Genomic DNA, 23,927 nt, shown 5'->3' on the forward strand with positions numbered 1-23,927 from the left:
AGGAACCTGATGACGCAGCCGAGCTTTGCGACCCACGAGGTCTTCAATCAGTCACCGCCGTTCGAGGAAATCGACCTGTTCACGGTGGACCGGCCGCTGGTCGATGCGGTGAAGGCCAATGGCGGTGCGGCGGCGGAACGCGAGCTCTCTGCATTCGGCAAGCAATGGGGCTCGGCGGCGATGGCCGATCGCGGGCGCCTCGCAAACGAGAACACGCCGAAGCTGCGCACCTTCGACGCGAAAGGCAATCGCCGCGACCAGGTCGAGTTTCATCCGGCCTATCATGAGCTGATGGCGCACGGCGCGCATGCCGGCGTGCACAATTCGACATGGACGGCGGACGGAAAGCCCGCCGGCGATGCCGCTGAAGTCATTCGTGCGGCCAAATTCTACATGGCCGCGCAGGTCGAGACCGGCCATCTCTGCCCGATCACGATGACGCGCGCTTCGGTCGGTGCGCTGGCGATGCAGCCGGATCTGCTGGCGCGCGTGATGCCGGTGCTGTCGACCAGGAGCTACGACCCGAGCTTTGCACCGTGGTGGCAGAAGCGCGGCATGACGCTCGGCATGGGCATGACCGAGAAGCAGGGCGGCACCGACGTGCGCTCTAACATGACGCGCGCGGTGCGCGAGGGCGATGCCTATCGCATCACCGGCCATAAATGGTTCATGTCGGCGCCGATGTGCGATGCCTTCCTGGTGCTGGCGCAGGCCGAGCAGGGGCTGACCTGCTTCTTCATGCCGCGCTTTGCACCCGATGGCTCCGTGAATGCGATCCAGTTCCAGCGGCTGAAGGAGAAGCTCGGCAACCGCTCCAATGCGTCATCCGAAGTCGAATTCGTCGGCGCCTATGCGCAAGCGGTTGGCGAGGAGGGCAAGGGCATCCGGACCATCATCCAGATGGTGCAGCTGACGCGGCAGGATTGCGCGATCGCCTCCGTCGGCCTGATGCGCTCGGGGCTGGCGCATGCGCTGCATCACGCCCGTCACCGCAGAGTGTTCCAGAAGCATCTGGCCGATCAGCCCCTGATGCAGGCCGTGCTGTCGGACATGGCGCTGCATGTCGAGGCGAGCACGGCGCTGATCATGCGACTCTGCCGCGCCTTCGACCGCACGCCGCACGATGCGGCGGAGGCGGCCTATATGCGGCTGCTCACCCCGGCGATCAAATACTGGACTTGCAAGAGCGCGCCGCCGTTCCTCTATGAGGCCATGGAGTGCCTCGGCGGCAATGGCTATGTCGAGGACGGCATTCTGGCGCGGCACTACAGGGAGTCGCCGGTCAATGCGATCTGGGAAGGCTCGGGCAACGTGATGTGCCTCGACGTGCTCCGCGCACTCTCGCGCGAGCCGGAGGCGGCGACGGCCGTGCTGCAATCGTTGGCGGCCGAGACCAAAAGCTTGCCGGGGGCCGGGGAGACTGCCGCCTTCATCGGCAAGACCTTCCGCCGCGCCGATGGCGAACGCATGGCGCGGCTTGCCGTCGAGAAGCTGGCGCTGCTGGCCGCGGCTGCGGCGCTGAACGGCGTATCGCCGCGCCATGCCGAACTGTTCGCGGCGACGCGGCTCGCCACTAACCACGCCAGCATGTACGGCGCGGTCGAACTGGAGAGCGCCGAGGTGCGCGCGCTGCTGGAGCGGGCGCTGCCGTGAGTCTTCCAAACGAAAGCGTCTTGATGGACTCCCTCGATCCCGATCGTCCCCCGCTGACCGTGGCGCCAGCGACGCCACGCGTCTGGAAGTTCTGGGGCACCGCCCTGTGGGGCCTTTTCATCTTCGCCGCGATGTTCGTCGGACAGATCGGCGCCGTCGTCCTGTTGGTGGCGCAGCGTGGTCTTCCCATGGACTTCGCCTCGCTCCAGCTCGTCGGCCGCGATCCTCAGGCGCTCGCGCTCTCGGTCATCATGGGGCTGCCGGCGACGCTTCTGGCGGTGTGGCTCGCCATTGCCATCAAGAAAGCTTCCTTCATCGATTATCTCGCCCTGCACTGGCCGTCCTGGAAGCAGCTGTTGTTCGGTGCGGTCGGCCTCATCCTGATCGTCGTGGTCTGGGAGACGATGTCGCGCGCGCTCGGCCGCGAGGCGACGCCGGGCTTCATGACCGATCTGCTGAAATCCGGCCGCGACAAGGGCGCGGCGCTGTTGCTTCTGTTCGCCTTCAGCGTGGCCGCCCCGATGTCGGAGGAGATCCTGGCGCGCGGCTTCCTCTATCGCGGCTGGTCGGCGAGCTTCCTGCGGGTGCCGGGCGCGATCCTGCTGTCGTCCCTGGTGTGGACCATCGTTCACCTGCAATACGACATGTACTTCCTCGCCGAAGTCTTCACCATCGGTCTGTGGTTCGGCTACATGCGCTATCGCGCGAATTCGCTCTGGCTCACCATCGTGCTGCACGCGCTGAACAATCTGACCGCGGTGGTGCTGACGATGTGGCTGGGGAGTTAGGCCGCCAGCGCGATCGCGATCGGCATCGTGATCGCGGCCAAGATCGTCTGCAGCGTGATGATCTGCGCCAGCAGCGGCGCGTCGCCGCCCATCTGGCGTGCCAGGACATAGGCGCTCGACGAGGTCGGCACCGCCGAGCAGATCGCGACGATCGCCAGGCTTTCGCCCGACAGTCCGAACCAGACGGCGAGAACGAGGGCGATTGCCGGCATCAGCACCAGCTTGAAGACGACGCCGAGCGCAGCGCCGACGCTCGGCCGCAGGAGGCCTTCGAGATGCAGGCCGGCGCCGGTGACGAGCAGGCCGATCGCGAGCGAGGAGCGGCTGAGCGCGTCGGCCACCTCATGCCAGAGCTTTGGCAGCGGCAAATGGGTGACATTGATGAAGAGCCCGATCGCGCAGGCCCAGATCAGGGGATTGCGAACCACCGTCATGACGATGGTGCGGCCGGATTGCTTTTCGGGCGCTGCGTAATGGGCGAGCACGGCGACGCTGAACACGTTGACGAGCGGGATGATGGCGACGATGGCGACCGAAGCGAGCGCCAGCCCGACATCGCCGAACATGTTGGCGCAGACGGACAGTCCCACGAAGGTCTGCCAGCGGGTCGCACCCTGGAAGATCGAGGTGAAGGCGGGGCCGTCGATCTCGAGCCGCGCCAGGGCAGGGCGGAGCGCGAGGCAGAGCAGCGACATGGCCAGCGCCGACAGCAGCAGCGCGCCGCCGACGCCGGCGACCGGCACTTTGGAGAGATCGGCCTTCACCAGCGTCTGGATCAGCAGCATCGGAAACAGCACGAAATAGGTCAGCCGCTCCAGCCCGTGCCATTGCGTGTCGAGCCGCATCAGGCTGCGCTTCAGCACGACGCCGAGTACGATGAGGATGAAGACCGGCAGCAGCGCCGCGATGACGACGGCCATCGGTCAGGCGGTCCTTGGACCGAGATTGACGAGACGGTCGAGCGCACCTTGCAGGATGAAGATTGCGGCGTGTTCGTCGATCACCTCGGCACGCTTGGCGCGGCTGACGTCCATGCCGATCAGCTCACGCTCGACCGCAGCGGTCGAGAGGCGCTCGTCCCACAGGCCGATGGGGAGGGCGGTCAGACCGGCAAGATTGCGGGCGAAGGCGCGGGTGGATTGCGCGCGCGGGCCCTCGCTGCCGTCCATGTTGATGGGAAGGCCGAGCACAAAACCAACCACCCTGCGCTCCGCCGCAATCGACAGCAGCCGGGCGGCGTCCTGCTTGAATTGCTTGCGCTGGATCGTCTCGACGCCGGTCGCAAGCCGCCGGTCCGGGTCGGACACGGCAACGCCGATGGTCTTGGTGCCCAGATCGAGCCCGACCAGCGCGCCGCGCGCGGGCCAGTGGGTTGCAGCGTCGACGAGAGGCAGGATAAGAGCCGGCATGTGTAGCGCATATCACGCGTTGCGCCGCGGAGTGAACCCGGAACAATGGATGCGCTGACATTATTCGGCCTGTTCGCCGTCACGGCGATGCTGGTCACTTACGCCATGGAAGACCGCAGCCATTGGTTCGTGCTGCTGTTCGCCGCGTCCTGCGCGCTCGGCTCGGCCTACGGCTTTCTCCAGGGCGCCTGGCCGTTCGGTCTCGTCGAAGCGATCTGGTCCATCGTGGCGCTGCGGCGATGGCACCTCAGGCCGCGATGACCTCCTCGTCGGTCTTCAGGCAAGCGGCAAAGCCGCTCAGCGCGCTGGCTTGATGTCCGGCGCTCCGCTGGATGAAGAGCGTCTCGACGCGCGCATGCGCGGCGCTGAGCGTGTGGATCGAGACGTTGCCGTTCATGGCGCTGCGTTCGACCACCGCACGCGGCAGCAATGTCACGCCCATGTCGGCGGCGACGCATCCGATCATTCCGTCGAGCGTGCCGAGCTCGAAGCGCGCGGCCGAAGGCCAACCGTAATCGACGAAGATCTGCTCGAGCCGTTGGCGATAGGTGCAGCCGGTGCGGAACACCAATGCGGTCGGGCCGGATTCCGGCGTGCCGGCGCGCAGCTCGGCGAGCGAAGCCCAGCGCCGCGCGCTGACCAGCACCAGCTCCTCGCGAAAAGCGCTCGTTGCGGTGAGGTCGGCATGCGCGATGGGGCCCGCGACAAAAGCGCCGTCGAGCGCGCCTTCGAGCACGGCTGCGACCAAATCGGCCGTGGGGGCGGTGCGCAAGGAGAGCCGCACGGCGGGAAAGCGGCGATGAAAATCGGCGAGCAGGGGCGGCAGCCGCACCGCTGCCGTCGTTTCCATCGAGCCGATTGCAAGTGGTCCCTTGGGTTCGCCATCGTCGCGCGCGGCAAGCACGGCCTCGTGCGACAGCGCAGCCATCCGCTCTGCATAGGGCAGGAGGCGCTTGCCGGCGCCGGTCAGCGTCATGCCCCGGCTATGGCGTTCGAACAGCGCCGTGCCGATCTCCGCCTCCAGTGCCTTGACGCGCTGGGTGACGTTGGATTGCACGGTATTCAGCTCCTGCGCGGCGCGGGTGATACCGCCGGTGCGGGCCACAATCGCGAAGGTCTGGAGATCGCTGAGTTCCATGGTCCGTTTCTCTTTTGAGATGGCAGCGTTCTGTAGAATTCAATTTTGAAGAATGTTATTTGCGCCTAGTCTTCCTGTCCAGAGTGGGAGGACCCATGCCGATTGCCACGCCGCTGACGGAGCTTCTCGGGATCAGGCATCCGATCCTGTCGGCTCCCATGGATACGATCGCGGGCAGTCGGCTGACCCGCGCCGTCAGCGAGGCTGGCGGCTTCGGCATCCTGGGTGGTGGATACGGCGACCCCGTCCGGCTTCGGACGGAAGCCGCAGAGCTGAAGGGCTTTGCGCCGTTCGGGATCGGCTTCATCACCTGGAGCCTGGCCAAGCAGCCCGAGCTGCTCGACATCGCGCTCGACGCTGGTCCTCAGGCCATCATGCTGTCATTCGGCGATCCCGCGCCGTTCGCGCCGCGCGTTGCGGCGAGCGGTGCCCGGCTGATCTGCCAGGTGCAGAGCGAGGACATGGCCAGGCAGGCGCTCGATGCCGGCGCGGATATCCTGATCGCACAGGGGACGGAGGCGGGCGGCCATGGCGCATCGCGTACCACGGTCGACATCGTGCCTGCGATCGTCGATCTCGCGGCCGGACGGGTGCCCGTCGTCGCGGCCGGCGGGATCGCCGACGGAAGGGGCCTCGCCGCCATGATGATGCTGGGCGCATCCGGCGTGCTGATCGGCACGCGTTTCTATGCGAGCGTGGAGGCCAATGGTGCGCAGGAGGCCAAGGAACGCATTCGCATGGCGACCGGTAACGACACGGTGCGCGGCGTCGTCGTTGACTGGTCGCGAAGCCTGTTCTGGCCAGCCCCGTTCACGGCACGAACGCTGGTCAACGATCACATCAGGCGCTGGACCGGCCGCGAGGTCGAGCTGATGCAGCGCGCAGGTGAGGTCGCTGTGGAATATGCTGCGGCAAAAGCCGCGGGTAATTTCGAGGTTGCCGCAGTCTTTGCCGGCGAGGCAGTCGGGCTGATCCATGATATCCCGCCTACCGCCGAGATCGTCGAACGCATTGCGACCGAAGCGGAGCAACTGCTGGAAGGAAGACGCAATTCGAGTGCCCTTCCTTCTCCCCTTGTGGGAGAAGGTGGCGCGCAGCGCCGGATGAGGGGTTCTATCCGCGGAGAATAAAGTCAAATCCGAGAAGTTTGCTTCCGCGGATGCAAACCCCTCACCCGTCTCGCCGCTATGCGGCGAGCCACCCTCTCCCACAAGGGGAGAGGGTCAGAACGAGAGAGCAAACCCATGTGGCCTGACCGTCGACTGATCGACCTCTTCAAGACCGAATTTCCGATCGTGCTGGCGCCGATGGCCGGTGTGATGGATGCGGAGCTCGTGATTGCGGCGGCGCAGGGCGGCGCGCTGGGCTCTTTGCCGTGCGCGATGCTGTCGCCGGAGAAGATCCGGGAGCAGGTCGCCACCATTCGCAAGGGCGTGACGGCGCCTGTCAATCTGAACTTCTTCTGCCACACGCCGGTCGAACTCACGCAAGAGGCGGAGGCGCGCTGGAAGCAGCGTCTTGCAGACTACTACCGGCAACATGGCCTCGACCCGGCAGCGCCGGTCAACGCGGCCAACCGGGCACCGTTCGATGAGGCGATGTGCGCGGTCGTGGAAGAGCTGAAGCCGGAGGTCGTCAGCTTCCATTTTGGTCTGCCGGAGAAGGCGCTGCTCGACCGGGTCAGAGCGGCCGGATGTCTCGTGATTGCGTCGGCCACCACGGTGAAGGAGGCCGTCTGGCTCGATCAACGCGGTGTCGATGCCGTGATCGCGCAAGGCGCGGAGGCCGGCGGCCATCGCGGCATGTTCCTGACCGACAAGATCGCGGAGCAACCCGGCAATCTTGCGTTGGTGCCGCAGATCGTCGACGCCGTGAAGGTGCCCGTCATTGCCGCCGGCGGCATCGCGGACGGACGCGGCATCGCCGCGGCCTTCGCGCTCGGCGCCTCCGGCGTGCAGATCGGCAGCGCGTACCTGCGCTGTCCGGAATCCAAGGTGACCGCGGCGGGGCGCGCCGCGCTCGCCGAAGGACGCGACGATTCCACCGTCATCACCAATGTCATGACGGGGCGGCCGGCGCGCGGCGTCCAGAATCGGCTGATGCGCGAAGTCGGCCCGATCTCGGCGGATGCGCCGCCGTTCCCCCACGCCGCGACGGCCCTGGCGCCGCTCAAGGCGGCAGCGGAAAAGCAGGGCCGCCCGGATTTCACCAATCTCTGGGCTGGACAGGCGATCGCCATGGGCCGGGAGCTTCCCGCGGCCGAATTGACCCGGGATCTCGCCAAATCGGCGCTGGCCCGCATGAAAGCGCTGGCCGGCTAAGCCCGCCGGCCGGTTGCGGCGCAAAAGCGGCCTCTGCTATACGGCACATAGGTTTTGCCGTGAGAGGCCTTATATGATGTCCGTCGACGCCGCTACCGTCCGCCGCATCGCGCATCTGGCGCGCATTGCGGTTTCCGAGGACGAGGTTCCGCATCTGCAGGGCGAGCTCAACGCCATGCTCGCCTTCGTCGAGCAGCTCTCGGAGGTCAATGTCGAGGGCGTGGATCCCATGACCTCGGTGACCCCGATGCAGATGAAGAAGCGGCAGGACGTGGTCGATGACGGCGGGATTGCCGACGATATCGTTGCCAACGCGCCCGCGACCGAGGGGCACTTCTTCTTGGTGCCGAAGGTGGTTGAATAATTCTCAGGACCAAGTCCGATGTGTCTGCTTTGCGACGACGAGAAGGCCTATCAGGCCTATATGAATTACCTCGACAAGATGGAGCGGCAGGGCAAGGCTGCCGACCCCAATGTCGCCGTCAATGCCGTGCTCGACGAGATCGAGGCGGCCGCGAACGCCGCCGCCAAGAAAGACGACCCGGCCAACGACAAGACCCTGTCTCCGTTCTTCTGCAGCCCGATCAATAAATGACCGATTTGACATCACTGACGCTCGCCGAGGCCCGCAAGGGTCTCGCCGACAAGACTTTCACGTCCCTCGAGCTGACCGACGCGCATCTGAACGCGATCGAAGCCGCGCGCGTGCTCAACGCCTTCGTGATGGAGACGCCGGACCAGGCGCGCAGCATGGCGAAGGCCGCAGACCAGAAGATCGCCAAGGGCGACGTCGGCCCGCTCGCCGGCATCCCGCTCGGCATCAAGGATCTGTTCGCGACCAAGGGCGTGCGCACCACGGCGTGCTCGAAGATTCTCGGCAATTTCGTGCCGACCTATGAGTCCACGGTGACCTCGCAGCTCTGGCGCGACGGCGCCGTGATGCTCGGCAAGCTCAACAATGACGAGTTCGCGATGGGCTCGGCCAACGAGACCTCGTGCTTCGGTCCCGTCGGCAATCCCTGGCGGCGCGAGGGCAGCAACACCACGCTGGTGCCGGGCGGCTCGTCCGGCGGCTCGGCCTCGGCCGTGGCGGCGCTCTTGTGCATGGGCGCGACCGCGACCGACACCGGCGGCTCGATCCGTCAGCCGGCGGCATTCACCGCGACCGTCGGCATCAAGCCGACCTATGGCCGCTGCTCGCGCTGGGGCATCGTCGCCTTTGCCTCCTCGCTCGACCAGGCGGGTCCCATCGCGCGCAGCGTGCGCGATGCTGCGATGCTGCTCCGCTCGATGGCCGGCCACGATCCGAAGGACACGACCTCGGTCGATATTGCCGTGCCGGATTACGAGGCCGCGATCGGTAAGTCCGTGAAGGGCATGAAGATCGGCATTCCCAAGGAATATCGCCTCGACGGCATGCCGGCCGAGATCGAGAAGCTCTGGACCGAGGGCGCGGCGTGGCTGAAGGCCGCCGGCGCGGAACTCGTCGAGGTGTCGCTGCCGCACACCAAATACGCACTGCCGGCCTATTACATCGTGGCGCCGGCGGAGGCGTCCTCCAACCTCGCGCGCTACGACGGCGTCCGTTACGGCCTGCGCGAGCAGGGCAAGAACATCATCGAGCTCTACGAGAACACCCGCGCGGAAGGGTTTGGCGCGGAAGTGCGCCGCCGCGTCATGATCGGCACCTATGTGCTCTCGGCAGGCTATTACGACGCCTATTATCTGCGCGCCCAGAAGGTACGCACGCTGATCAAGAAGGACTTCGAGGATTGCTTCGCCAAGGGCGTCGACGCGATCCTCACCCCCGCAACGCCGTCGGCCGCCTTCGGCATCGGCGAGAAGGGCGGCGCCGATCCGGTCGAGATGTATCTCAACGACATCTTCACGGTGACCGTGAACATGGCGGGCCTGCCCGGCATCGCCGTTCCCGCCGGCAAGGACGCGCAAGGCCTGCCGCTCGGCCTGCAGCTGATCGGCCGTCCCTTCGACGAGGAGACGCTGTTCTCGCTCGGCGAGGTGATCGAGCAGGCCGCCGGCCGCTTCACACCGACGAGGTGGTGGTGAATGCCGCTGGCTTCATCGCGAGCCTCGACGGCGCGGCGCCTGCGCCGGATCTGAACGCGCCGCTCAGAGGTCTCTGGTGGGCCGCCAAGGGCGACTGGGACCAGGCCCACAAGATCGTTCAGGACGACCAGGGGCGCGACGCCGCCTGGGTGCACGCTTACTTGCACCGCGTCGAAGGCGATCTCGGCAATGCCGGCTATTGGTACCGTCAGGCCGGCCGGCCAGCGGCAAAGGATTCATTGGAAGCGGAGTGGGAGCGGATCGCCACCACGCTGCTCGGGAGCACAACATGAGTACGGCCACGCACAAACTTCTCAAAGGCGCAACCGGCGACTGGGAGATGGTCATCGGCATAGAGATCCACGCCCAGGTGACCTCGAACGCAAAATTGTTCTCGGGCGCGTCGACCGCGTTCGGCGGCGAGCCGAATAGCCAGGTGTCGCTGGTGGATGTCGCGATGCCGGGCATGCTGCCCGTCATCAACGAGGAATGTGTCAGACAGGCTGTCCGGAGCGGGCTCGGCCTCAACGCGAAGATCAATCTGCGTTCGGTGTTCGACCGAAAGAACTATTTCTATCCCGACCTGCCGCAGGGCTACCAGATCAGCCAATACGCCTCGCCGATCGTGGGTGAGGGCGAGGTGATCGTCGATCTCGACGGCGGCAAGACCGCCACCATCGGTATCGAGCGGCTGCATCTGGAGCAGGATCCCGGCAAGATGCTGCACGACCGGTCGCCGTCGCTCTCCTACATCGATTTCAACCGCTGCGGCGTGGCGCTGATGGAGATTGTCTCGAAACCGGACATCCGCGACGCCGAGCAGGCCAAGGCCTATGTGACCAAGCTGCGCTCGATCATGCGCTACCTCGGCACCTGCGACGGCGACATGGAGAAGGGATCCTTGCGCGCCGACGTCAATGTGTCCGTGCGCAAGCCCGGCGCGCCGCTCGGCACCCGCTGCGAGATCAAGAACATGAACTCGATCACCTTCATCGGCCAGGCGATCGAGTATGAAGCGCGCCGCCAGATCGAGATCCTGGAGGATGGTGGGCAGATCGAGCAGGAGACGCGCCGGTTCGACCCCAACAAGGGCGAGACGCGCTCGATGCGGTCGAAGGAAGAGGCGCATGACTACCGCTACTTCCCCGATCCCGATCTGTTGCCGCTGGAGTTCTCGCAAAGCTACGTCGATGAGCTGAAGGCCGAGCTGCCCGAGCTGCCGGACCAGAAGAAGACGCGCTTCGTCGCCGATCTCGGCCTGTCGGCCTATGATGCGAGCGTGCTGGTCGCCGAGCGTGAGAGCGCGGTGTTCTACGAGACCGTGCTGGACAGGCTCGGCAACCGCGCGCGCGACGGCAAGATGGCGGCGAACTGGGTGATCAACGAGCTGTTCGGCCGTCTCAACAAGGAAGGCCGGGATATTACGGGCTCTCCGGTGAGCGCCGAGCAACTGGCTGCGATCATCGACCTGATCGGCGAGGGCACGATCTCCGGAAAGATCGCCAAGGATCTTTTCGAGATCGTCTGGCAGGAAGGCGGCGATCCCCGCGCGCTGGTCGAAAGTCGCGGCATGAAGCAGGTCACGGACCTTTCGGCGATCGAAAAGGTTGTCGACGACATCATCGCGGCCAATCCCGACAAGGCCGCGCAGGTCAAGGACAAGCCGCAGTCGCTCGGCTGGTTCGTCGGCCAGGTGATGAAAGCTTCGGGCGGCAAAGCCAACCCGCAAAGCGTCAACGACCTGCTCAAGTCCAAGCTCGGCGTCTGATCTCACGCGCTCGAGCGAGGTGGCGGACGCGCTTCGTCACCTCGCTTCCGCTCTCGATGCGATGCTCGCGCGCATCCTCGGCGGCAAACTTCATCCCGGTCAGCTGCGATGTGACGACCGAATCGCCGTCACGCGATTCGCGCAAAACGGCGCCTCGCACGCGCTTCGACGGGCGCTCGCGCCGTTAATCATGAAAATATTTTCGTTGCCAAAAGTCGCGACTCAGAGTCCGCGAAGCGCCTTCGCGAGGTGATCGCGCGATTGGCGATGCATGTCATCGCGATGATCGTGCGCGATGCGCGCCTACAGAAAAATACTTGCTGCATAGTGTTTTTCTGCAATCGCATATGCCGCGAACATCGATGTTGCGAGCACTCTCTGCAGTCGATCGCGCGCGTCGTGCAGTGCGCTTGCATCGCGCTCGCCAAGCGCACGCGCGTTGCGTCGTCAACACTTCTTTAAGCGAGACGCTGTTTTTTTCGTCGTGTTGGTGTATTCGGGATGAGTGCATTCGATCCCCGACTGCACGCAGCGATTAAAGCCATCTCACACATCGGAGGGCAACATGGCCAAGAAAGCGAAGAAGGCGAAGAAGGCGAAGAGCGCAGTGAAGAAGACTGCGAAGAAGACCCGCAAGGTCGCCAAGAAGAAGAAGTAACTTCGACTTCTGAATTTGCCGGCTCTAGCAGCCGGCACGTCATCAGCGCCTCCTGGAGGATCTGATCGACGATAGAGGGTGTCGGCGAGACATCAGGTCAACGGTCGGACCGTTCTCTTTGCGGTCCGGCAGAAGAAACGAGTTTTCTTCGTTCGGTGCGGCTCTCCGCAAGGAGCCCCGCAATTTCACAAGCGGCCTTCGGGCCATCGTGGAATCTGGTCCTGACGTGTTCGCCGACGCCCTCGTTCTCTTGAGGCCGGGGTATTGCCGGCAATCCTTTCCCAGACATTGCTGACCTGACCACGGCGCGATCGCGCTGTACATGGCTGCGCCGCCTTGAGGCAGGCGCGGGCCGCCGATCGATCGCGCGCTGCTTGCGTGCCGCGTCTCCTCTAATGCCTGTATCGTCACCCGGCTCCGACCGCGATCCGGTCCGCCGCACTCTCTCCTGGGACATTGCTGTCTCTGGAGTACCCGGTCGCCCCGGCCGCCGCCTTCGCTGAAGCGTCGGCGTCCCAAGACCGCGGCGAAGCCTTGGCGGGCCTGCGTCGCCGGTGACGACAGCGAGGATGGACGCCACATCACGCGCACGACAGCGCGCGATGGTTATCGATGTCCCAAAATCCTGCGGTAAACAGAATCTGACGAATCGCAGAAGTGCCTGCAAATCAGGGATTTCTTGAAATCCCCGCGTCGGCGCCGCGCGGGCGCGTTTACGTCTGCTTCATCGCGATACTTAAACTGCCATTCAAATTTGCCCGCCATCATCGCCTCCAACAAGCCGGCGAACGGCAACAAGATTTGGACAACCAGACTTGGGCAACCAGACTTGGGCAACCAGACTTGGGCAACCAGCCTTGGGGATGAGTTGAACAGTGCAAGATCCCGGGAAGGGTCATGCACATCAGAGTTGGACGGGAGCCGCGCTCGGGGGAACGAGGCGGCATAAGAACAAAGGGGATGCGTTATGTTTCAGGGTACTTTCGATCTGGAGACGGCAACGCCGATCGACACGAGCGCGCTGTCGGACGTGCTGTTCGAGCGCGGCATCTATTGGGCGAGCGGCCGCTCCGGCCTCGTCGATCTCGTCGCCGCGCATAAATGGTTCAACCTCGCCGCGCTGAAGGGCCGCAAGGACGCCGTGGCGCTGCGCCAGGAGGTTGCCGGGCAGATGTCGGAAGCCGAGATCTCGGTCGCGCAGCGCGAGGCGAGGGCGTGGGTTTCCACCCACTGAATCCAGAATCGCATCCACACCCGTGTTCGCACGGGTGGGCCTGGTTGCGCTGAATCAAGTTTTTCCGTCGTGCCGCCACATAAGACCCGGGCGGCATGAACGACCCCGACACCAATGGACGATGGCTGCCGATTCAGATCGCTCCCGATGAGTGCGAGCTGGAACTCGGCCGCCTGCACAAGACGGGAATTCTGCCCTGGTCGTTTCCGTGCCGGCGCAGGTCCGGCGTCTGGTTCAACGTCTGGGCCAACGAGGCCGTGCTGATCTCGCCCTCGCATTGGCGGATCTGGCGGTTCCACCGCTAGATTCGGACTCACACATATTAAGGTCAGTGCGAATCGGCTCTGCGCGCAGCCGCGCCGATTCTTGCGGGTGATTCTTGCGGGGTGATTCCTTCGCCAGGCTTTCGCTCCGGCCTCGCAATCGCTTTCAGGTGAAAGAACGCCCAGATCTTGATCGATTCTGCCGCTGGGTGGCGGAGAGGGAGGGATTCGAACCCTCGATACAGCTTGAGACCGTATGACGCTTTAGCAAAGCGTTGCCTTCAGCCACTCGGCCACCTCTCCGGTGCGAGCCTTATGCATCTAATTACTTGGGCCGGTCAATTTGGAAGCGTGTGTTTTCGCTCGAATATTCCCAGCGAATTTCGAAACAAGACGGGTTTGCGCCCGGGGCGGCAGCGTCACGTTGCGAGAATCGGTGCAGAGCTGGCGCCTCGGCCGCATTCCGAAAGACGATTCCGCGCATCAGAATGTCAGTGAGCGCGTAAGATATTGAATTGATTAAAGCAATTGGAGAGGCGGGGCAGGGAAGGCCTGTCGAGTGCCGAATCCCTCGGTCTTCGCTGCCCCGAACTGGCCCTGATCCCGATGTCGCTGCGCCATCCCCAGCGAGCCACACATATAGAGAGCCGCTGCATATAGAGGCGCCGCAGCTCGGGTGCCCTCGGATTGCTGTGAGCGTCGCGAGCGGACGGCCAGTCGCTCCGGTTCGTGTTTCGCCTGTGAGTCTCAGCCGTGAGTCTCGGTCCGATTCTGCGATTCGAGTTCGGCCACAGCCGCGACAGCGCGGTGCCCGGCCTCCGCTGCCTCAGGTGAGGAGTTTTGACGGCGAATGGAACCGCTTCAAAAACACAAGCAAAAACAATATGTTGCGAGGGCGATGCGATCACATCTGCGTGTTATTTGTGCAACACCCGCCGGAAAACAAGCTTCGTGGGCCCGTTTCGAAGCGTTCTCTTGTTGTGTGTGCAAGGACGTTCGGTAATTGTGACTGAGCGACGGAGGGGGGCATCCCGAGGTCGTCCCGTTTAGGTCATTCGCTTAAGTCCCTCGCGTTCATGCGGGTGTGTCCGAAGGCGCGAAGGGGGCCAAGGCGGTGATTTAGAGGGGGTTGGGGAATTGGCCGTCCGGTCAGTGACCTTCCCTGAAGAGCAACTTGGAGGTTTAACATGAAGTTGGTTAAGAGCCTTTTGCTCGGCTCAGCGGCGGGTCTGATCGCCGTGGGCGGAGCGCAGGCAGCCGATCTCCCCGTGAAGGCCAAGGCGGTCGAATACGTGAAGATCTGCTCGCTGTACGGCGCGGGTTTCTACTACATCCCGGGCACCGACACCTGCATCAAGCTGGGTGGTTATCTGCGCGCTGAAGTCGCGCTGAACACCAACTCGGACTTCAGCGGTCAGCTGACGTCGAACAACGGCGCGCGCAACCGTCTGACGAACTACTACACCATGCGCGCTCGTGAAGATCTCAACATCGACACGCGCACCGCGACCGAGTACGGCGTCGTCCGTACCTTCTTCGACGGCGTGTTCTCCTGGACCACCGGCAACTACGCCGGCACGGGCAGCGCGACCGGTGCCACCGCCTACAGCGGCACGCTGGCGCTCAACACCTCCGGCGCCACCCCGGCGCTCGTTGGTTCGTCGATCAACGGCACCGACGGCAACACCTCGGGCGGTTCGCTCGGCGTGTACTACGCCTTCATCCAGTTCGCCGGCTTCACCATGGGTAAGGCCGTGTCGCAGTTCGACGCGCCCTGGACCAACTATCCCGGCAACAACTTCGACAGCCTCGTCGGCGGTTCCGGCACGGTCACTGGTGTCAACCAGTTCACCTACACCGCTGACTTCGGTCAGGGCGTGACGGCGTCGTTCTCGGCTGAAGACGCGACGGCCTACTATCAGGCCGGCAACCTGAACATGACCGGCGCTTCGGCTGCTGGCATGATCGGCGGCTCGTATGGCTCCAACGCCATCGGCGGCTCGCGTTCGCCGAACCTCGTCGGTATGGTCCGCGTCGACCAGGCTTGGGGTCTGTTCCAGGCGTCGGTTGCTGCGCATGACAACCACGTTGCCTACTACGGCGCCAACGAAGTCACCGGTCACCCCGATGACAAGTGGGGCTGGGCAGTTCAGCTCGCTCTGTCGATCAAGAACATCCCGACTGGTGCGGGTGACGTGATCAACATTTCGGGCGTCTACACCGACGGCGCGTCCCGCTACAACTTCCAGAACCTGGCGGGCGGCAGCTACTCGATGTTCGGCAACTCGGGCGTTGCCTACCAGAGCGTCGGCTTCGCCATCGCTCCGGACACCGTGTTCGTCACCGGCTCCTCGCAGGAGACTGTGAAGACCTGGGGCTTCCGTGGTGCCTACACCCACAACTGGGATCCCTACTGGAACACCGCGCTGTACGGTGCCTACGCTCAGGCGCAGTTCGGCTCGCTCGCCAAGACCACGCTTTGCGGCGCTGGCGGTGCAGGCGGCGTGTTCGGTGGCCTCGCCGGTGTCACCGGTTGTAACCCTGACTTCGCTGTGGCGCAGGTCGGTGTGATCACCCGCTGGACCCCGGTCAAGAACCTCACGTTCTCGGCTGACCTGAACTGGACCCACCTCGACCAGAAGTACTCCGGTACGGTTGGTTACGCTGGTGCCGGCACGACGGCCAAGCCGGCCGCTGTGTACGAGCTGAAGGATCAGGACACCATCACCCTGCTCCTCCGCGCTCAGCGCAACTGGTAAGTTCGGTCTAACGACCTGACAGAAGCCCCGGCGGGAAACCGCCGGGGTTTTTCTTTTGCCGCGGCGCTTGCTCTCGTACTTCGCGCAATGGGCCAGGTTGGTGCGTCGTTTTCCGTTGATCGGGCTTCGTTGCGATCTGACGGAAGTCGTTGCGGGAGAGGGGATCTCCACGCGTGCTCCCGACCGAGGCGCGCAAGGGAGAACGGCCGTTGGCCAGCCGGACCGTGCCACCGCCTCGCCGCCGAAAGAGGGAGCGCTGAGCCGATGAGGGAACGGGGGGCATTGCAAACCGCAACGGCCTGATCTGGCCTTTGCAGCGGCCGCGTCTTCATCTTGGCGCAGGCGGGGCGATGGCGAGCTTGCCGCTCTGACGGCGGCTGGCGCAGCGCTCAAGCAGCGCGTCGAGCAAGGCCCGCATCAAGGAGCGCCTTCGATCGCTGGGTATGGTTCGGCGACTGAGGTTCTGCCAGGGCAGCGAGCGCACCCAGGCTCGCGGCAGCAAATCGAAGAGTGCGGCTCGCTACTCGACGCTGCCGGCGCCGCGGCGCAAATCGGCTTCGATCTGCAAGCGCGTGCCGCCGCCGAAGCGAGCGCGGTAGACCTGAAGGTTCTCCATGATCCGCTGCACGTAGTTGCGCGTCTCGGAGAACGGAATCAGCTCGACCCAATCCACCGCGTCCACCTTGGGGTCGCGAGGATCGCCGTAGCGGTCGATCCATTTCTTCACGCTGCCGCGGCCGGCATTGTAGGCGGCAAAGGTCATGATGTAGGAGCCGCGGTAATCCTCGAGCAGTCCGCCGAGCTCGGCCGAGCCGAGCGTGGCGTTGTAGACCGAATCGTTCTTCAGCCGGCCGAGATCGTAGGTCGCGCCATGCCGCTTGCAGACATAGCGCGCGGCGTCCGGCGTCACCTGCATCAGCCCGTAGGCCTGCGCCGGCGAGACCACGCGAGGGTTGAACGCGCTTTCCTGCCGCGCGATCGCATAGACGATGCTGCGCTCGACCTCGGGGCCGATCGGCGTGAATTGCGGAATGCCGTTGACGGGGTACGCGTAGAAGTCGAACGGCAGGCCGCGATTGAGCGCGGCCTTGCCGACCAGCAGCATGCCGCGTGCGTCGTTGTAGCGCTGGGCGAGCTCGCCAAGGCCGGCAAGCGCCTCGGGATCGCCGTTCTCGCCCATGTCGGCGAGCAAGGGCACCGCGAGTTCGCGCTCGTCGAGCTCGTAGAGCAGGTGTGCAGCGCGCACGATCTCCAGACGTTCGGCGCCGCGCCCGCGCGGCTGGCTGTTGAGCTCGATCTGCGGCAGGCCGAGCTTGGCCCGGGCGAGCTGGCCGTAATAGCTGGTCGATTGTTCGGCGGCGCGCGCATAGGCGTTGCGCGCCTCCTGCTGGCGTCCGGCCGCCTCCGCGGCGCGGCCCTGCCAGTAGCCGGCACGCGCCAGCGCGGTCGGATTGACGCTGCCAACGCCGATGCGGGCGAAATGCTGGGTGGCCGCCGTGGGGTCGTTGAGGAAACGCAGCGCGATCCACCCGGCGGTGAACTCCTGCTCGGTCTTGTAGATGTCGCGCGAGGGCAGCGCGGCATCGCGCGCGATCAGGTAGGCGCTGCGGAATTCCTCGGTGTCGATCATCTTGCGCGCCAGGAGGCGCCGCTCGATCCACCATTCGTCGAGATTGTGGAGCCGGCCCGGATCCTTCGGCGCGGACAGCATGAGCTGGGCCGCTTCCGCAAACTTCTCCTCGCGGCGCAGGAGCTGGATCTTGCTGAAGATGAAGCCGGGATCGCTGTGCAGCTCGCGCGGCACCGCGTCGAGCAGCGCGCGTGCGTTGGGGGCTTTCTTGACGGCGGCGATGCGCGCCTTGGCGAGCGCGACATAGCCGGCGCCGAGGCGCTTTGCAGCGCGCATCGCGGCCTCGTTCTCGCTGCCGTAGAGCAGGGTGTCCATCCGCGCCTTCTGGTCGCCCGGCGTCAGCAGGGCGCCGAACTGGTCGAGCGCGTTGTTCTCGGTGTCCTCTGACATCGGATCGCTGCGCCAGGCCTCGCGCACCAGCCGCTCGGCGTTGGCGCGGTCGCCGCGCGCCAGCATCGCCTTGGCGAGCGTGAAGCGGCCCTTGGCGGAGATCGGAGACTCGGTCTCGAACCACGACCACGCCACGGAATCGTCGCGCCTGTCGTCCCACATCGCAGCTTCAAGGCGCCGGCGCAGGAAGGTCTGCGACGGCCAGCTCGGATTGGCGGAGAGGAAGGCGCGGTAGCGCTCCACGGTCGCGCCGTTGTCCTCGCTGCGCAGGATGATCCATTCAGCGAGCTTTCGCGCGACGGGATCCGAGATCGACGCCGCGGCATTGGTGGCGTCACCCGCCTTGCGCTTGCGCACCAGCTCGATGACGCTCTCCAGCGTCTCCTTGTCGCCCTGCGACGTCGACGACGTCGCTGCGACCGCGGCCGGGACGACCGGCTTGCGCGGCGCGGCATGCTGGCGCGTCGCAGGAGCCAGCACGGGAGCTGCGGCGGGTTTCGGCGCAGGGGCTGACGGTCTGACCGTGGCCGTCACGGCCGGCGCGGGGGCCGCTTTCGGATGCGCAGCGGTGGCGGCCGGGTGTGATTTCGGCGCAGGTGCCGCGGCGGCAGGTTTGGGCTTGTCTTTCGCGGCGTCTTTTCCGGCGCTCTTGCCAGTATCCTTGCCAGTATCCTTGCCAGCGCCCTTGCCGGCATCCTTGGCCGGTTTCTTCGCTGCGTCCTTGGCCGGGGGGGCGGCCGCACCCTTGCTCGCACCCTTGGCGGTATCCTTCGCTATGTCCTTGCCGGGGCCTTTGCTGGTTCCCTTGGACGAACCCTTCGCGGCATCCGTGGCCGCAGGCTTGGCGGCCTCCGCAGGCGTCTCATTGGACTTGTCATTAGACTTGGCGAGGGCAGCGCAGCCGACAGACAGCCCTGCCATCAGGGACACGACCAGGCCGGTGGACCGCCAAGCGGCACGAGGGAATGAGGTCACGGGTATTATCGCCCCGAATCAGTCAAGTGGCTCAAGATCTAGCTGTATTTGATTGAATATGCGGACAAAATACCAACAGCCGCTTACCTCGGGCCGATTTGCACCACCACCGCGGCAAAATCGCGGCCTAAACGGTGCGTCACACGGAAGCGGGCCTTTTACCGGCGGGATAGACCCGATATGAATGGCGCTTGCTCGAGAGATAGCCGCGTACGGAGGAAGTCCATGGCAGCCAAGACGAAATTCCGGGGATCGTTCACCGCCTTGGTCACGCCGTTCAAGAACGGGTCGCTGGACGAGGCGGCGTTCCGCTCGCTGGTCAACTGGCAGATTTCCGAAGGCACCCACGGCCTGGTCCCGGTCGGCACCACCGGCGAGAGCCCGACGCTCAGCCATGACGAGCACAAGAAGGTCGTCGAATGGTGCATCGCTGAAGCCAAGGGCCGCGTGCCCGTGATCGCGGGTGCGGGCTCCAACTCGACCAAGGAGGCGATCGAGCTCTCCCAGCACGCCGAGAAGGCGGGCGCGGACGCCGTGCTGGTGGTGACGCCCTACTACAACAAGCCGACCCAGGAAGGCATGTATCAGCACTTCAAGGCGATCAACGACGCGATCGGAATTCCGATCATCATCTACAACATCCCGCCGCGCTCGGTGATCGACATGTCGGTCGACACCATGAAGCGGCTGTGGGAGCTGAAGAACATCGCTGGCGTCAAGGACGCCACCGCCAGCATGGTTCGGGTGTCGCAGCAGCGCGCTGCGATGGGCGAGGACTTCAACCAGCTCTCGGGCGAGGATGCGACCATCCTCGGATACATGGCCCATGGCGGCCACGGCTGCATCTCGGTGACCTCGAACGTCGCGCCGCGCCTGTGCTCGGAGTTCCAGGCCGCCTGGGCGAGGGGCGACCACGCCACCGCGCTGAAGCTGCACGACAAGCTGATGCCGCTGCACAACAACCTCTTCATCGAGAGCAACCCGGCGCCGATCAAGTACGCGATGTCGCTGCTCGGCAAGCTGGACGAGACGCTGCGGTTGCCGATGGTGCCGGTAACCGAGCCGACCCGCGTTGCGGTGCGCAGCGCCATGGTGCACGCTGGCCTGATCAACTGACGCGCCAGCATATCGGGGAGCCCGTCCATGAGCGTTGACGAAAAGGGCAGGCGGATGCTCACGGAGTTCCGCGAATTCGCCATGAAGGGCAACGTCGTCGATCTCGCGGTCGGCGTCATCATCGGTGCGGCCTTCGGCGCCATCGTCACGTCGCTGGTCGGCGACATCATCATGCCGATCATCGGCGCCGCGACCGGCGGCCTCGACTTCTCGAACTACTTCGTCCCCTTGTCGAAGACGGTCACCGCCACCAACTTGGCGGATGCGAAAAAGCAAGGCGCCGTCCTTGCTTACGGCAGCTTCTTGACGCTCACGATCAACTTCATCATCGTCGCTTTCGTGTTGTTCCTGGTGATCCGTGCCATGAACACGCTGAAGCGAAAGGAGGAGGCGGCACCCGCCGCGCCGGCGAAGCCGTCGGCCGAGGTCGAGCTGCTGACCGAGATTCGCGACCTCCTCAAGAAGTGACGCGCGCGCTTCATCCGAACTGTTAGCTTTGCTGCGCATCTCGACCGGGTTTGTTCTCTCATGGCCGATAAAAACGAACGTCCAATCAAGGTCATGGCGGAGAATCGCAAGGCCCGCTTCAACTATGCGATCGAGGATACGGTCGAGGCGGGGATTGCGCTGACCGGCACCGAGGTCAAGTCGATCCGCAACGGCAAGAGCACGATCGCGGAATCCTACGCCGATTCCAAGGACGGCGAGATCTGGCTGATCAACGCCACCATTCCGGAATATCTGCAAGGAAACCGCTTCAATCACGAGCCGAAGCGGCCGCGAAAACTGCTGCTGCACCGCCGGCAGATCAACAAGCTGATGGGCGCCGTCGACCGCGAGGGCATGACGCTGATCCCGCTCAAGCTCTATTTCAACGAGCGTGGTCGCGCCAAATTGCAGCTGGCAGTTGCAAAGGGCAAGAAGCTTCACGACAAGCGCGAGACCGAGAAGAAGCGTGACTGGAGCCGGGAGAAGGGGCGCCTGATGCGGGCGAGGGGTTGACGAGATGACTCAGCGAAACCTGCTCGAGGTCGATTGGAGCCAGATTCCCCCACCCGTCGATGACGGCGCGACCGCGCATCTCACAGGCTTGGTGTTGCCTCCAATCAGCCTGCTCGCGACCAACGACACCTCGGTCACCCTGTCGGCACTGCGCGGCCGGACCGTGGTGTTCGCCTATCCGCGTACCGGCGAGCCCGGCAAGATCGCGCTGGTGGACGATTGGGACATGATCCCCGGTGCGCGCGGTTGCACGCCGCAGACCTGTGCGTTTCGCGATCTGTACGCCGAGCTGAAGGCCGCCGGTGCCGCCCACGTGTTCGGCCTCTCCACCCAGAGCAACGAATACCAGACCGAGATGGCCTCACGGCTGCATCTGCCGTTCCCTGTGCTGTCCGACGAGAAGCTGGCGCTCACGCACGCGCTGAAGCTGCCGACCATGGAGGTCGCGGGCCTGACGCTGATCAAGCGCCTCGCGCTCGTTATCGACGACGCCAGAATCACGCACGTGTTCTATCCCGTGTTTCCGCCCGACCGGAACGCCGGCGACGTGCTGGACTGGCTGAAGGCCAACCCGGCCGAGGCCTGAATCAAGGCGCTAGTCGAGGTCCGCCTTCACCTTCGCGAACACCGACCGGAACATGTCCGGCGTCAGCACGCCGGTGTTCGTGTTGTAGCGCGAGCAGTGATAGCTGTCGTAGAGCTTGAAGGCGCCGGCCTGATGCACGGCGCCATGGCCGAAGGGGGCTTGGGAGGCCTTCAGTTTCAGCGGCTTGAGCACGCTGTCGTGCGCAATTCGCCCGAGCGCGATGATCGCGCGCAGCTTCGGCATTGCCTCGAGGTTGGCGACCAGAAATTGCCGGCAGGTGTTGATCTCGACCGGCAGCGGCTTGTTCTGCGGCGGCACGCAATGCACGGCGTTGGCGATCCGGCAGTCGACCAGCTTCAGGCCATCATCGGGACGCGCCTGATAGGTCCCCTCGGCGAACCCGTATTCGAGCAGCGTGGCGTAGAGCAGGTCGCCGGCATAATCGCCGGTGAACGGCCGTCCCGTGCGGTTGGCGCCCTGCATCCCCGGCGCGAGGCCGACGATCAAAAGGCGCGCCTTGATGTCGCCGAAGGGCGCAACCGGCGCATTGTGCCACAAGGGCTCGCGAGCGCGGTTGGCCTCGCGAAAGGCCACCAGGCGCGGACAGAGCGGACAATCACGGTCGGGAACGACGGTGGGAGGCTGGCGGCCTGGCCGGGCCGCCTCACTCCTCGAAGTCGTCATCGCCCCTCGGCGCCATCGTGGTTGCGCGCTGGAGGAATTGCGGGGCGTGGTGGCGGGCCTCGCGCTCACCGCGGTCGCGCGGGGCGGGGCGTTCGGACGGATCACGGCCGAGCTTGGACTGCAGCTCGACGAGGTCGGTGAAGACGTCGGCCTGGCGGCGCAGCTCGTCGGCGATCATCGGCGGCTGGCTGGCGATGGTGGAGATCACCGTGACCCGTACGCCGCGGCGCTGCACGGCCTCGACCAAAGAGCGGAAGTCGCCGTCGCCGGAGAACAGCACCATCTGGTCGATGTGCTCGGCGAGCTCCATGGCGTCCACGGCGAGCTCGATATCCATGTTGCCCTTGACCTTGCGGCGGCCGGAGGCGTCGATGAATTCCTTCGTCGCCTTGGTGACGACGGTGTAGCCGTTGTAGTCCAGCCAGTCGATCAACGGGCGGATCGAGGAGTATTCCTGATCCTCGATGATGGCGGTGTAGTAGAACGCCCGGAGCAGCGTCCCGCGGCCCTGAAACTCCTTCAGAAGGCGCTTGTAATCGATGTCGAAGCCGAGAGTCTTGGCTGTCGCGTAGAGATTGGCCCCATCGATGAAGAGCGCGATCTTGTTGGTAGGAGAAGGTGACATTCAGTTGCTCGCGTAGTGTTCGTGATTGATCGTTGTATTGTTGGCGCGGCGACAGCAGGCCGCGCATTTCTAGAGTGCCGCTCAGACCCGTCGAAACCGCAAATCCGGAGAAGTCGGGGCAATCAAGGTATAGTTATGGCGGACTTGCATACACCCGGCGCCGCCCTCGATGGCAGCCCGGGAAACCACCCATCCCAGCCCCAATGTGGGGGTAGCAGAGCCGTTTGGCGAGGCCAAATCACAAATTGGCCTTGCGAAACCGGCCCGGCCCCTATAACTAGCCCCAATCATCCACATATTTCGTCCCACCCACAACGGAGCGACAGTCCATGGCTCGCGTCACCGTAGAAGATTGTATCGACAAGGTCGACAACCGGTTTGACCTGGTCCTGCTGGCCGCCCACCGTGCCCGCATGATTTCGTCCGGTTCACAACTAACGGTTGACCGCGATAACGACAAGAACCCTGTTGTGTCTTTGCGCGAAATTGCCGACACGACCATTTCGCCGGAAGACCTCCGCGAGGAGCTGGTGCACTCGCTCCAGAAGTTCGTCGAGGTCGACGAGCCCGAGCCGGATACGGTGCCGCTGATCGGTTCCGCGGGCGCGAGCGTCGATGCCGACGATACCGAAGTCGCCGTCGAGCGCATGACCGAAGAGGAGCTCCTGAAGGGTCTCGAAGGCCTTGCGCCACCCGAGGAGCAGCCCGAGGAAGACGAGTAAATCGTCCGTCGCGATCCTCGATGTCCTGTGATTTTATCAAAGGCCCGAACCATTGTTCGGGCCTTTGCTTTTGTTGACGTTTTCGTGGTTACCATAGCGTTGTGGTTGGCGATGCGTCCTGTCACCGAATTGATCGGAC

At 64.6% G+C, this 23,927-nt stretch carries 24 protein-coding genes and 1 tRNA gene; 18 read left to right on the plus strand and 7 right to left on the minus strand.

The features are described from left to right. The first annotated feature begins 9 nt into the window (after positions 1–9). Together ML401_RS14645 and ML401_RS14650 are read left to right on the plus strand one after the other, a co-directional pair. Positions 10–1,653: an isovaleryl-CoA dehydrogenase gene (locus ML401_RS14645; protein ID WP_285812314.1), complete on the plus strand. Its 1,644-nt coding sequence runs from the start codon at positions 10–12 to the stop codon at positions 1,651–1,653. Between the two features lie 23 nt (positions 1,654–1,676). Next, entirely contained in the window at positions 1,677–2,441 is a 765-nt protein-coding gene (locus tag ML401_RS14650; protein ID WP_259214905.1) for a CPBP family intramembrane glutamic endopeptidase, read from the plus strand. On the opposite strand, the gene ML401_RS14655 is transcribed toward ML401_RS14650, so the two are convergent. Next, on the minus strand, positions 2,438–3,361 hold the full coding sequence (locus tag ML401_RS14655; RefSeq protein ID WP_285812315.1) for an AEC family transporter: 924 nt from the start codon (positions 3,359–3,361) through the stop codon (positions 2,438–2,440). The two genes, ML401_RS14650 and ML401_RS14655, sit on opposite strands and share 4 nt — an antisense overlap. 3 nt (positions 3,362–3,364) lie before the next feature. After that, entirely contained in the window at positions 3,365–3,850 is a 486-nt protein-coding gene (ruvX, locus tag ML401_RS14660) for a Holliday junction resolvase RuvX (RefSeq protein WP_194407700.1), read from the minus strand. Positions 3,851–3,895: 45 nt separating this feature from the next. On the opposite strand from ruvX, the gene ML401_RS14665 reads away from it, so the two are divergent. Continuing rightward, complete coding sequence (locus tag ML401_RS14665; RefSeq protein ID WP_212068311.1) at positions 3,896–4,111, plus strand: hypothetical protein; 216 nt, start codon at positions 3,896–3,898, stop codon at positions 4,109–4,111. Here ML401_RS14665 and ML401_RS14670 read toward each other — a convergent pair. After that, a complete protein-coding gene (locus ML401_RS14670; protein ID WP_285812316.1) occupies positions 4,098–4,988 on the minus strand; it encodes a LysR family transcriptional regulator in 891 nt (296 codons plus the stop codon). The two genes, ML401_RS14665 and ML401_RS14670, sit on opposite strands and share 14 nt — an antisense overlap. A gap of 95 nt (positions 4,989–5,083) precedes the next feature. Between ML401_RS14670 and ML401_RS14675 the strand changes: the two genes are divergently transcribed. The 9 genes from ML401_RS14675 (at position 5,084) to ML401_RS14715 (ending at position 13,341) form a co-directional block, all read left to right on the plus strand. Further along, positions 5,084–6,118, plus strand: coding sequence for a nitronate monooxygenase family protein (locus ML401_RS14675; protein ID WP_285812317.1), 1,035 nt, complete (start codon positions 5,084–5,086; stop codon positions 6,116–6,118). 114 nt (positions 6,119–6,232) lie between these two features. Further along, a complete protein-coding gene (locus ML401_RS14680; protein ID WP_285812318.1) occupies positions 6,233–7,309 on the plus strand; it encodes a nitronate monooxygenase family protein in 1,077 nt (358 codons plus the stop codon). A gap of 76 nt (positions 7,310–7,385) precedes the next feature. Continuing rightward, complete coding sequence (gene gatC / locus ML401_RS14685) at positions 7,386–7,673, plus strand: Asp-tRNA(Asn)/Glu-tRNA(Gln) amidotransferase subunit GatC (protein WP_285812682.1); 288 nt, start codon at positions 7,386–7,388, stop codon at positions 7,671–7,673. A gap of 18 nt (positions 7,674–7,691) precedes the next feature. Then, the gene (locus ML401_RS14690) at positions 7,692–7,904 is read left to right on the plus strand and encodes a hypothetical protein (RefSeq protein ID WP_018321091.1); all 213 of its coding nucleotides are present in this window, start codon (positions 7,692–7,694) and stop codon (positions 7,902–7,904) included. Further along, the gene (gene gatA / locus ML401_RS14695; protein WP_285812319.1) at positions 7,901–9,376 is read left to right on the plus strand and encodes an Asp-tRNA(Asn)/Glu-tRNA(Gln) amidotransferase subunit GatA; all 1,476 of its coding nucleotides are present in this window, start codon (positions 7,901–7,903) and stop codon (positions 9,374–9,376) included. Before ML401_RS14690 ends, gatA begins: the two co-directional genes overlap by 4 nt. Next, a complete protein-coding gene (locus tag ML401_RS14700) occupies positions 9,367–9,669 on the plus strand; it encodes a hypothetical protein (RefSeq protein ID WP_285812320.1) in 303 nt (100 codons plus the stop codon). Before gatA ends, ML401_RS14700 begins: the two co-directional genes overlap by 10 nt. After that, on the plus strand, positions 9,666–11,144 hold the full coding sequence (gene gatB, locus ML401_RS14705; protein WP_285812321.1) for an Asp-tRNA(Asn)/Glu-tRNA(Gln) amidotransferase subunit GatB: 1,479 nt from the start codon (positions 9,666–9,668) through the stop codon (positions 11,142–11,144). Before ML401_RS14700 ends, gatB begins: the two co-directional genes overlap by 4 nt. A gap of 1,625 nt (positions 11,145–12,769) precedes the next feature. Further along, positions 12,770–13,036, plus strand: coding sequence for a hypothetical protein (locus ML401_RS14710; protein WP_211416705.1), 267 nt, complete (start codon positions 12,770–12,772; stop codon positions 13,034–13,036). A 95-nt stretch (positions 13,037–13,131) separates the two neighbouring features. Continuing rightward, positions 13,132–13,341, plus strand: a complete 210-nt coding sequence (locus ML401_RS14715; protein WP_285812322.1) for a hypothetical protein — start codon at positions 13,132–13,134, stop codon at positions 13,339–13,341. Positions 13,342–13,509: 168 nt separating this feature from the next. On the opposite strand, the gene ML401_RS14720 is transcribed toward ML401_RS14715, so the two are convergent. Continuing rightward, positions 13,510–13,602 (minus strand) — tRNA-Ser (locus ML401_RS14720). 884 nt (positions 13,603–14,486) lie between these two features. Here ML401_RS14720 and ML401_RS14725 point away from each other — a divergent pair. Next, the gene (locus ML401_RS14725; RefSeq protein ID WP_259206405.1) at positions 14,487–16,058 is read left to right on the plus strand and encodes a porin; all 1,572 of its coding nucleotides are present in this window, start codon (positions 14,487–14,489) and stop codon (positions 16,056–16,058) included. A gap of 520 nt (positions 16,059–16,578) precedes the next feature. Here ML401_RS14725 and ML401_RS14730 read toward each other — a convergent pair. Further along, positions 16,579–18,999, minus strand: a complete 2,421-nt coding sequence (locus ML401_RS14730) for a lytic transglycosylase domain-containing protein (protein WP_285812323.1) — start codon at positions 18,997–18,999, stop codon at positions 16,579–16,581. Positions 19,000–19,278: 279 nt separating this feature from the next. Between ML401_RS14730 and dapA the strand changes: the two genes are divergently transcribed. The 4 genes from dapA to ML401_RS14750 are packed head-to-tail and all read left to right on the plus strand — an operon-like array spanning position 19,279 to position 21,757. Continuing rightward, positions 19,279–20,169 (plus strand): 4-hydroxy-tetrahydrodipicolinate synthase, encoded by an 891-nt coding sequence (gene dapA / locus ML401_RS14735; protein ID WP_285812324.1) that lies wholly within the window; start codon positions 19,279–19,281, stop codon positions 20,167–20,169. A 54-nt stretch (positions 20,170–20,223) separates the two neighbouring features. Beyond that, on the plus strand, positions 20,224–20,637 hold the full coding sequence (mscL, locus tag ML401_RS14740) for a large conductance mechanosensitive channel protein MscL (protein WP_194408270.1): 414 nt from the start codon (positions 20,224–20,226) through the stop codon (positions 20,635–20,637). Positions 20,638–20,697: 60 nt separating this feature from the next. Then, on the plus strand, positions 20,698–21,171 hold the full coding sequence (gene smpB, locus ML401_RS14745) for an SsrA-binding protein SmpB (protein ID WP_148773839.1): 474 nt from the start codon (positions 20,698–20,700) through the stop codon (positions 21,169–21,171). A 4-nt stretch (positions 21,172–21,175) separates the two neighbouring features. Next, entirely contained in the window at positions 21,176–21,757 is a 582-nt protein-coding gene (locus ML401_RS14750) for a peroxiredoxin (RefSeq protein WP_211416709.1), read from the plus strand. A gap of 9 nt (positions 21,758–21,766) precedes the next feature. Here the strand turns inward: ML401_RS14750 and ML401_RS14755 are convergent, their stop codons facing one another. Further along, entirely contained in the window at positions 21,767–22,441 is a 675-nt protein-coding gene (locus ML401_RS14755) for a uracil-DNA glycosylase (RefSeq protein WP_211416710.1), read from the minus strand. Beyond that, the gene (locus ML401_RS14760) at positions 22,422–23,066 is read right to left on the minus strand and encodes an NYN domain-containing protein (RefSeq protein ID WP_028135957.1); all 645 of its coding nucleotides are present in this window, start codon (positions 23,064–23,066) and stop codon (positions 22,422–22,424) included. Before ML401_RS14760 ends, ML401_RS14755 begins: the two co-directional genes overlap by 20 nt. 329 nt (positions 23,067–23,395) lie before the next feature. On the opposite strand from ML401_RS14760, the gene rpoZ reads away from it, so the two are divergent. Next, complete coding sequence (gene rpoZ, locus ML401_RS14765; protein WP_008133017.1) at positions 23,396–23,788, plus strand: DNA-directed RNA polymerase subunit omega; 393 nt, start codon at positions 23,396–23,398, stop codon at positions 23,786–23,788. Positions 23,789–23,927 lie beyond the last annotated feature (139 nt).

Origin of the sequence: Bradyrhizobium sp. 62B, from assembly GCF_030272265.2 — a bacterium.
Classification (GTDB): Bacteria; Pseudomonadota; Alphaproteobacteria; order Rhizobiales; family Xanthobacteraceae; genus Bradyrhizobium.

What these genes read in the sequence shown, in the direction of transcription:
- gatB (WP_285812321.1), top strand. Translation starts at nt 9,666, where the DNA reads ATGAGTACGGCCACGCACAAACTTCTCAAAGGCGCAACCGGCGACTGG.
- mscL (WP_194408270.1), top strand. Translation starts at nt 20,224, where the DNA reads ATGCTCACGGAGTTCCGCGAATTCGCCATGAAGGGCAACGTCGTCGAT.
- ML401_RS14710 (WP_211416705.1), top strand. Translation starts at nt 12,770, where the DNA reads ATGTTTCAGGGTACTTTCGATCTGGAGACGGCAACGCCGATCGACACG.
- ML401_RS14750 (WP_211416709.1), top strand. Translation starts at nt 21,176, where the DNA reads ATGACTCAGCGAAACCTGCTCGAGGTCGATTGGAGCCAGATTCCCCCA.
- ML401_RS14725 (WP_259206405.1), top strand. Translation starts at nt 14,487, where the DNA reads ATGAAGTTGGTTAAGAGCCTTTTGCTCGGCTCAGCGGCGGGTCTGATC.
- dapA (WP_285812324.1), top strand. Translation starts at nt 19,279, where the DNA reads ATGGCAGCCAAGACGAAATTCCGGGGATCGTTCACCGCCTTGGTCACG.
- ruvX (WP_194407700.1), bottom strand. Translation starts at nt 3,850, where the DNA reads ATGCCGGCTCTTATCCTGCCTCTCGTCGACGCTGCAACCCACTGGCCC.
- ML401_RS14670 (WP_285812316.1), bottom strand. Translation starts at nt 4,988, where the DNA reads ATGGAACTCAGCGATCTCCAGACCTTCGCGATTGTGGCCCGCACCGGC.
- ML401_RS14760 (WP_028135957.1), bottom strand. Translation starts at nt 23,066, where the DNA reads ATGTCACCTTCTCCTACCAACAAGATCGCGCTCTTCATCGATGGGGCC.
- ML401_RS14645 (WP_285812314.1), top strand. Translation starts at nt 10, where the DNA reads ATGACGCAGCCGAGCTTTGCGACCCACGAGGTCTTCAATCAGTCACCG.
- smpB (WP_148773839.1), top strand. Translation starts at nt 20,698, where the DNA reads ATGGCCGATAAAAACGAACGTCCAATCAAGGTCATGGCGGAGAATCGC.
- ML401_RS14690 (WP_018321091.1), top strand. Translation starts at nt 7,692, where the DNA reads ATGTGTCTGCTTTGCGACGACGAGAAGGCCTATCAGGCCTATATGAAT.
- ML401_RS14675 (WP_285812317.1), top strand. Translation starts at nt 5,084, where the DNA reads ATGCCGATTGCCACGCCGCTGACGGAGCTTCTCGGGATCAGGCATCCG.
- ML401_RS14715 (WP_285812322.1), top strand. Translation starts at nt 13,132, where the DNA reads ATGAACGACCCCGACACCAATGGACGATGGCTGCCGATTCAGATCGCT.
- ML401_RS14665 (WP_212068311.1), top strand. Translation starts at nt 3,896, where the DNA reads ATGGATGCGCTGACATTATTCGGCCTGTTCGCCGTCACGGCGATGCTG.
- ML401_RS14755 (WP_211416710.1), bottom strand. Translation starts at nt 22,441, where the DNA reads ATGACGACTTCGAGGAGTGAGGCGGCCCGGCCAGGCCGCCAGCCTCCC.
- rpoZ (WP_008133017.1), top strand. Translation starts at nt 23,396, where the DNA reads ATGGCTCGCGTCACCGTAGAAGATTGTATCGACAAGGTCGACAACCGG.
- gatC (WP_285812682.1), top strand. Translation starts at nt 7,386, where the DNA reads ATGTCCGTCGACGCCGCTACCGTCCGCCGCATCGCGCATCTGGCGCGC.
- ML401_RS14655 (WP_285812315.1), bottom strand. Translation starts at nt 3,361, where the DNA reads ATGGCCGTCGTCATCGCGGCGCTGCTGCCGGTCTTCATCCTCATCGTA.
- ML401_RS14650 (WP_259214905.1), top strand. Translation starts at nt 1,677, where the DNA reads ATGGACTCCCTCGATCCCGATCGTCCCCCGCTGACCGTGGCGCCAGCG.
- ML401_RS14680 (WP_285812318.1), top strand. Translation starts at nt 6,233, where the DNA reads ATGTGGCCTGACCGTCGACTGATCGACCTCTTCAAGACCGAATTTCCG.
- gatA (WP_285812319.1), top strand. Translation starts at nt 7,901, where the DNA reads ATGACCGATTTGACATCACTGACGCTCGCCGAGGCCCGCAAGGGTCTC.
- ML401_RS14730 (WP_285812323.1), bottom strand. Translation starts at nt 18,999, where the DNA reads ATGGCAGGGCTGTCTGTCGGCTGCGCTGCCCTCGCCAAGTCTAATGAC.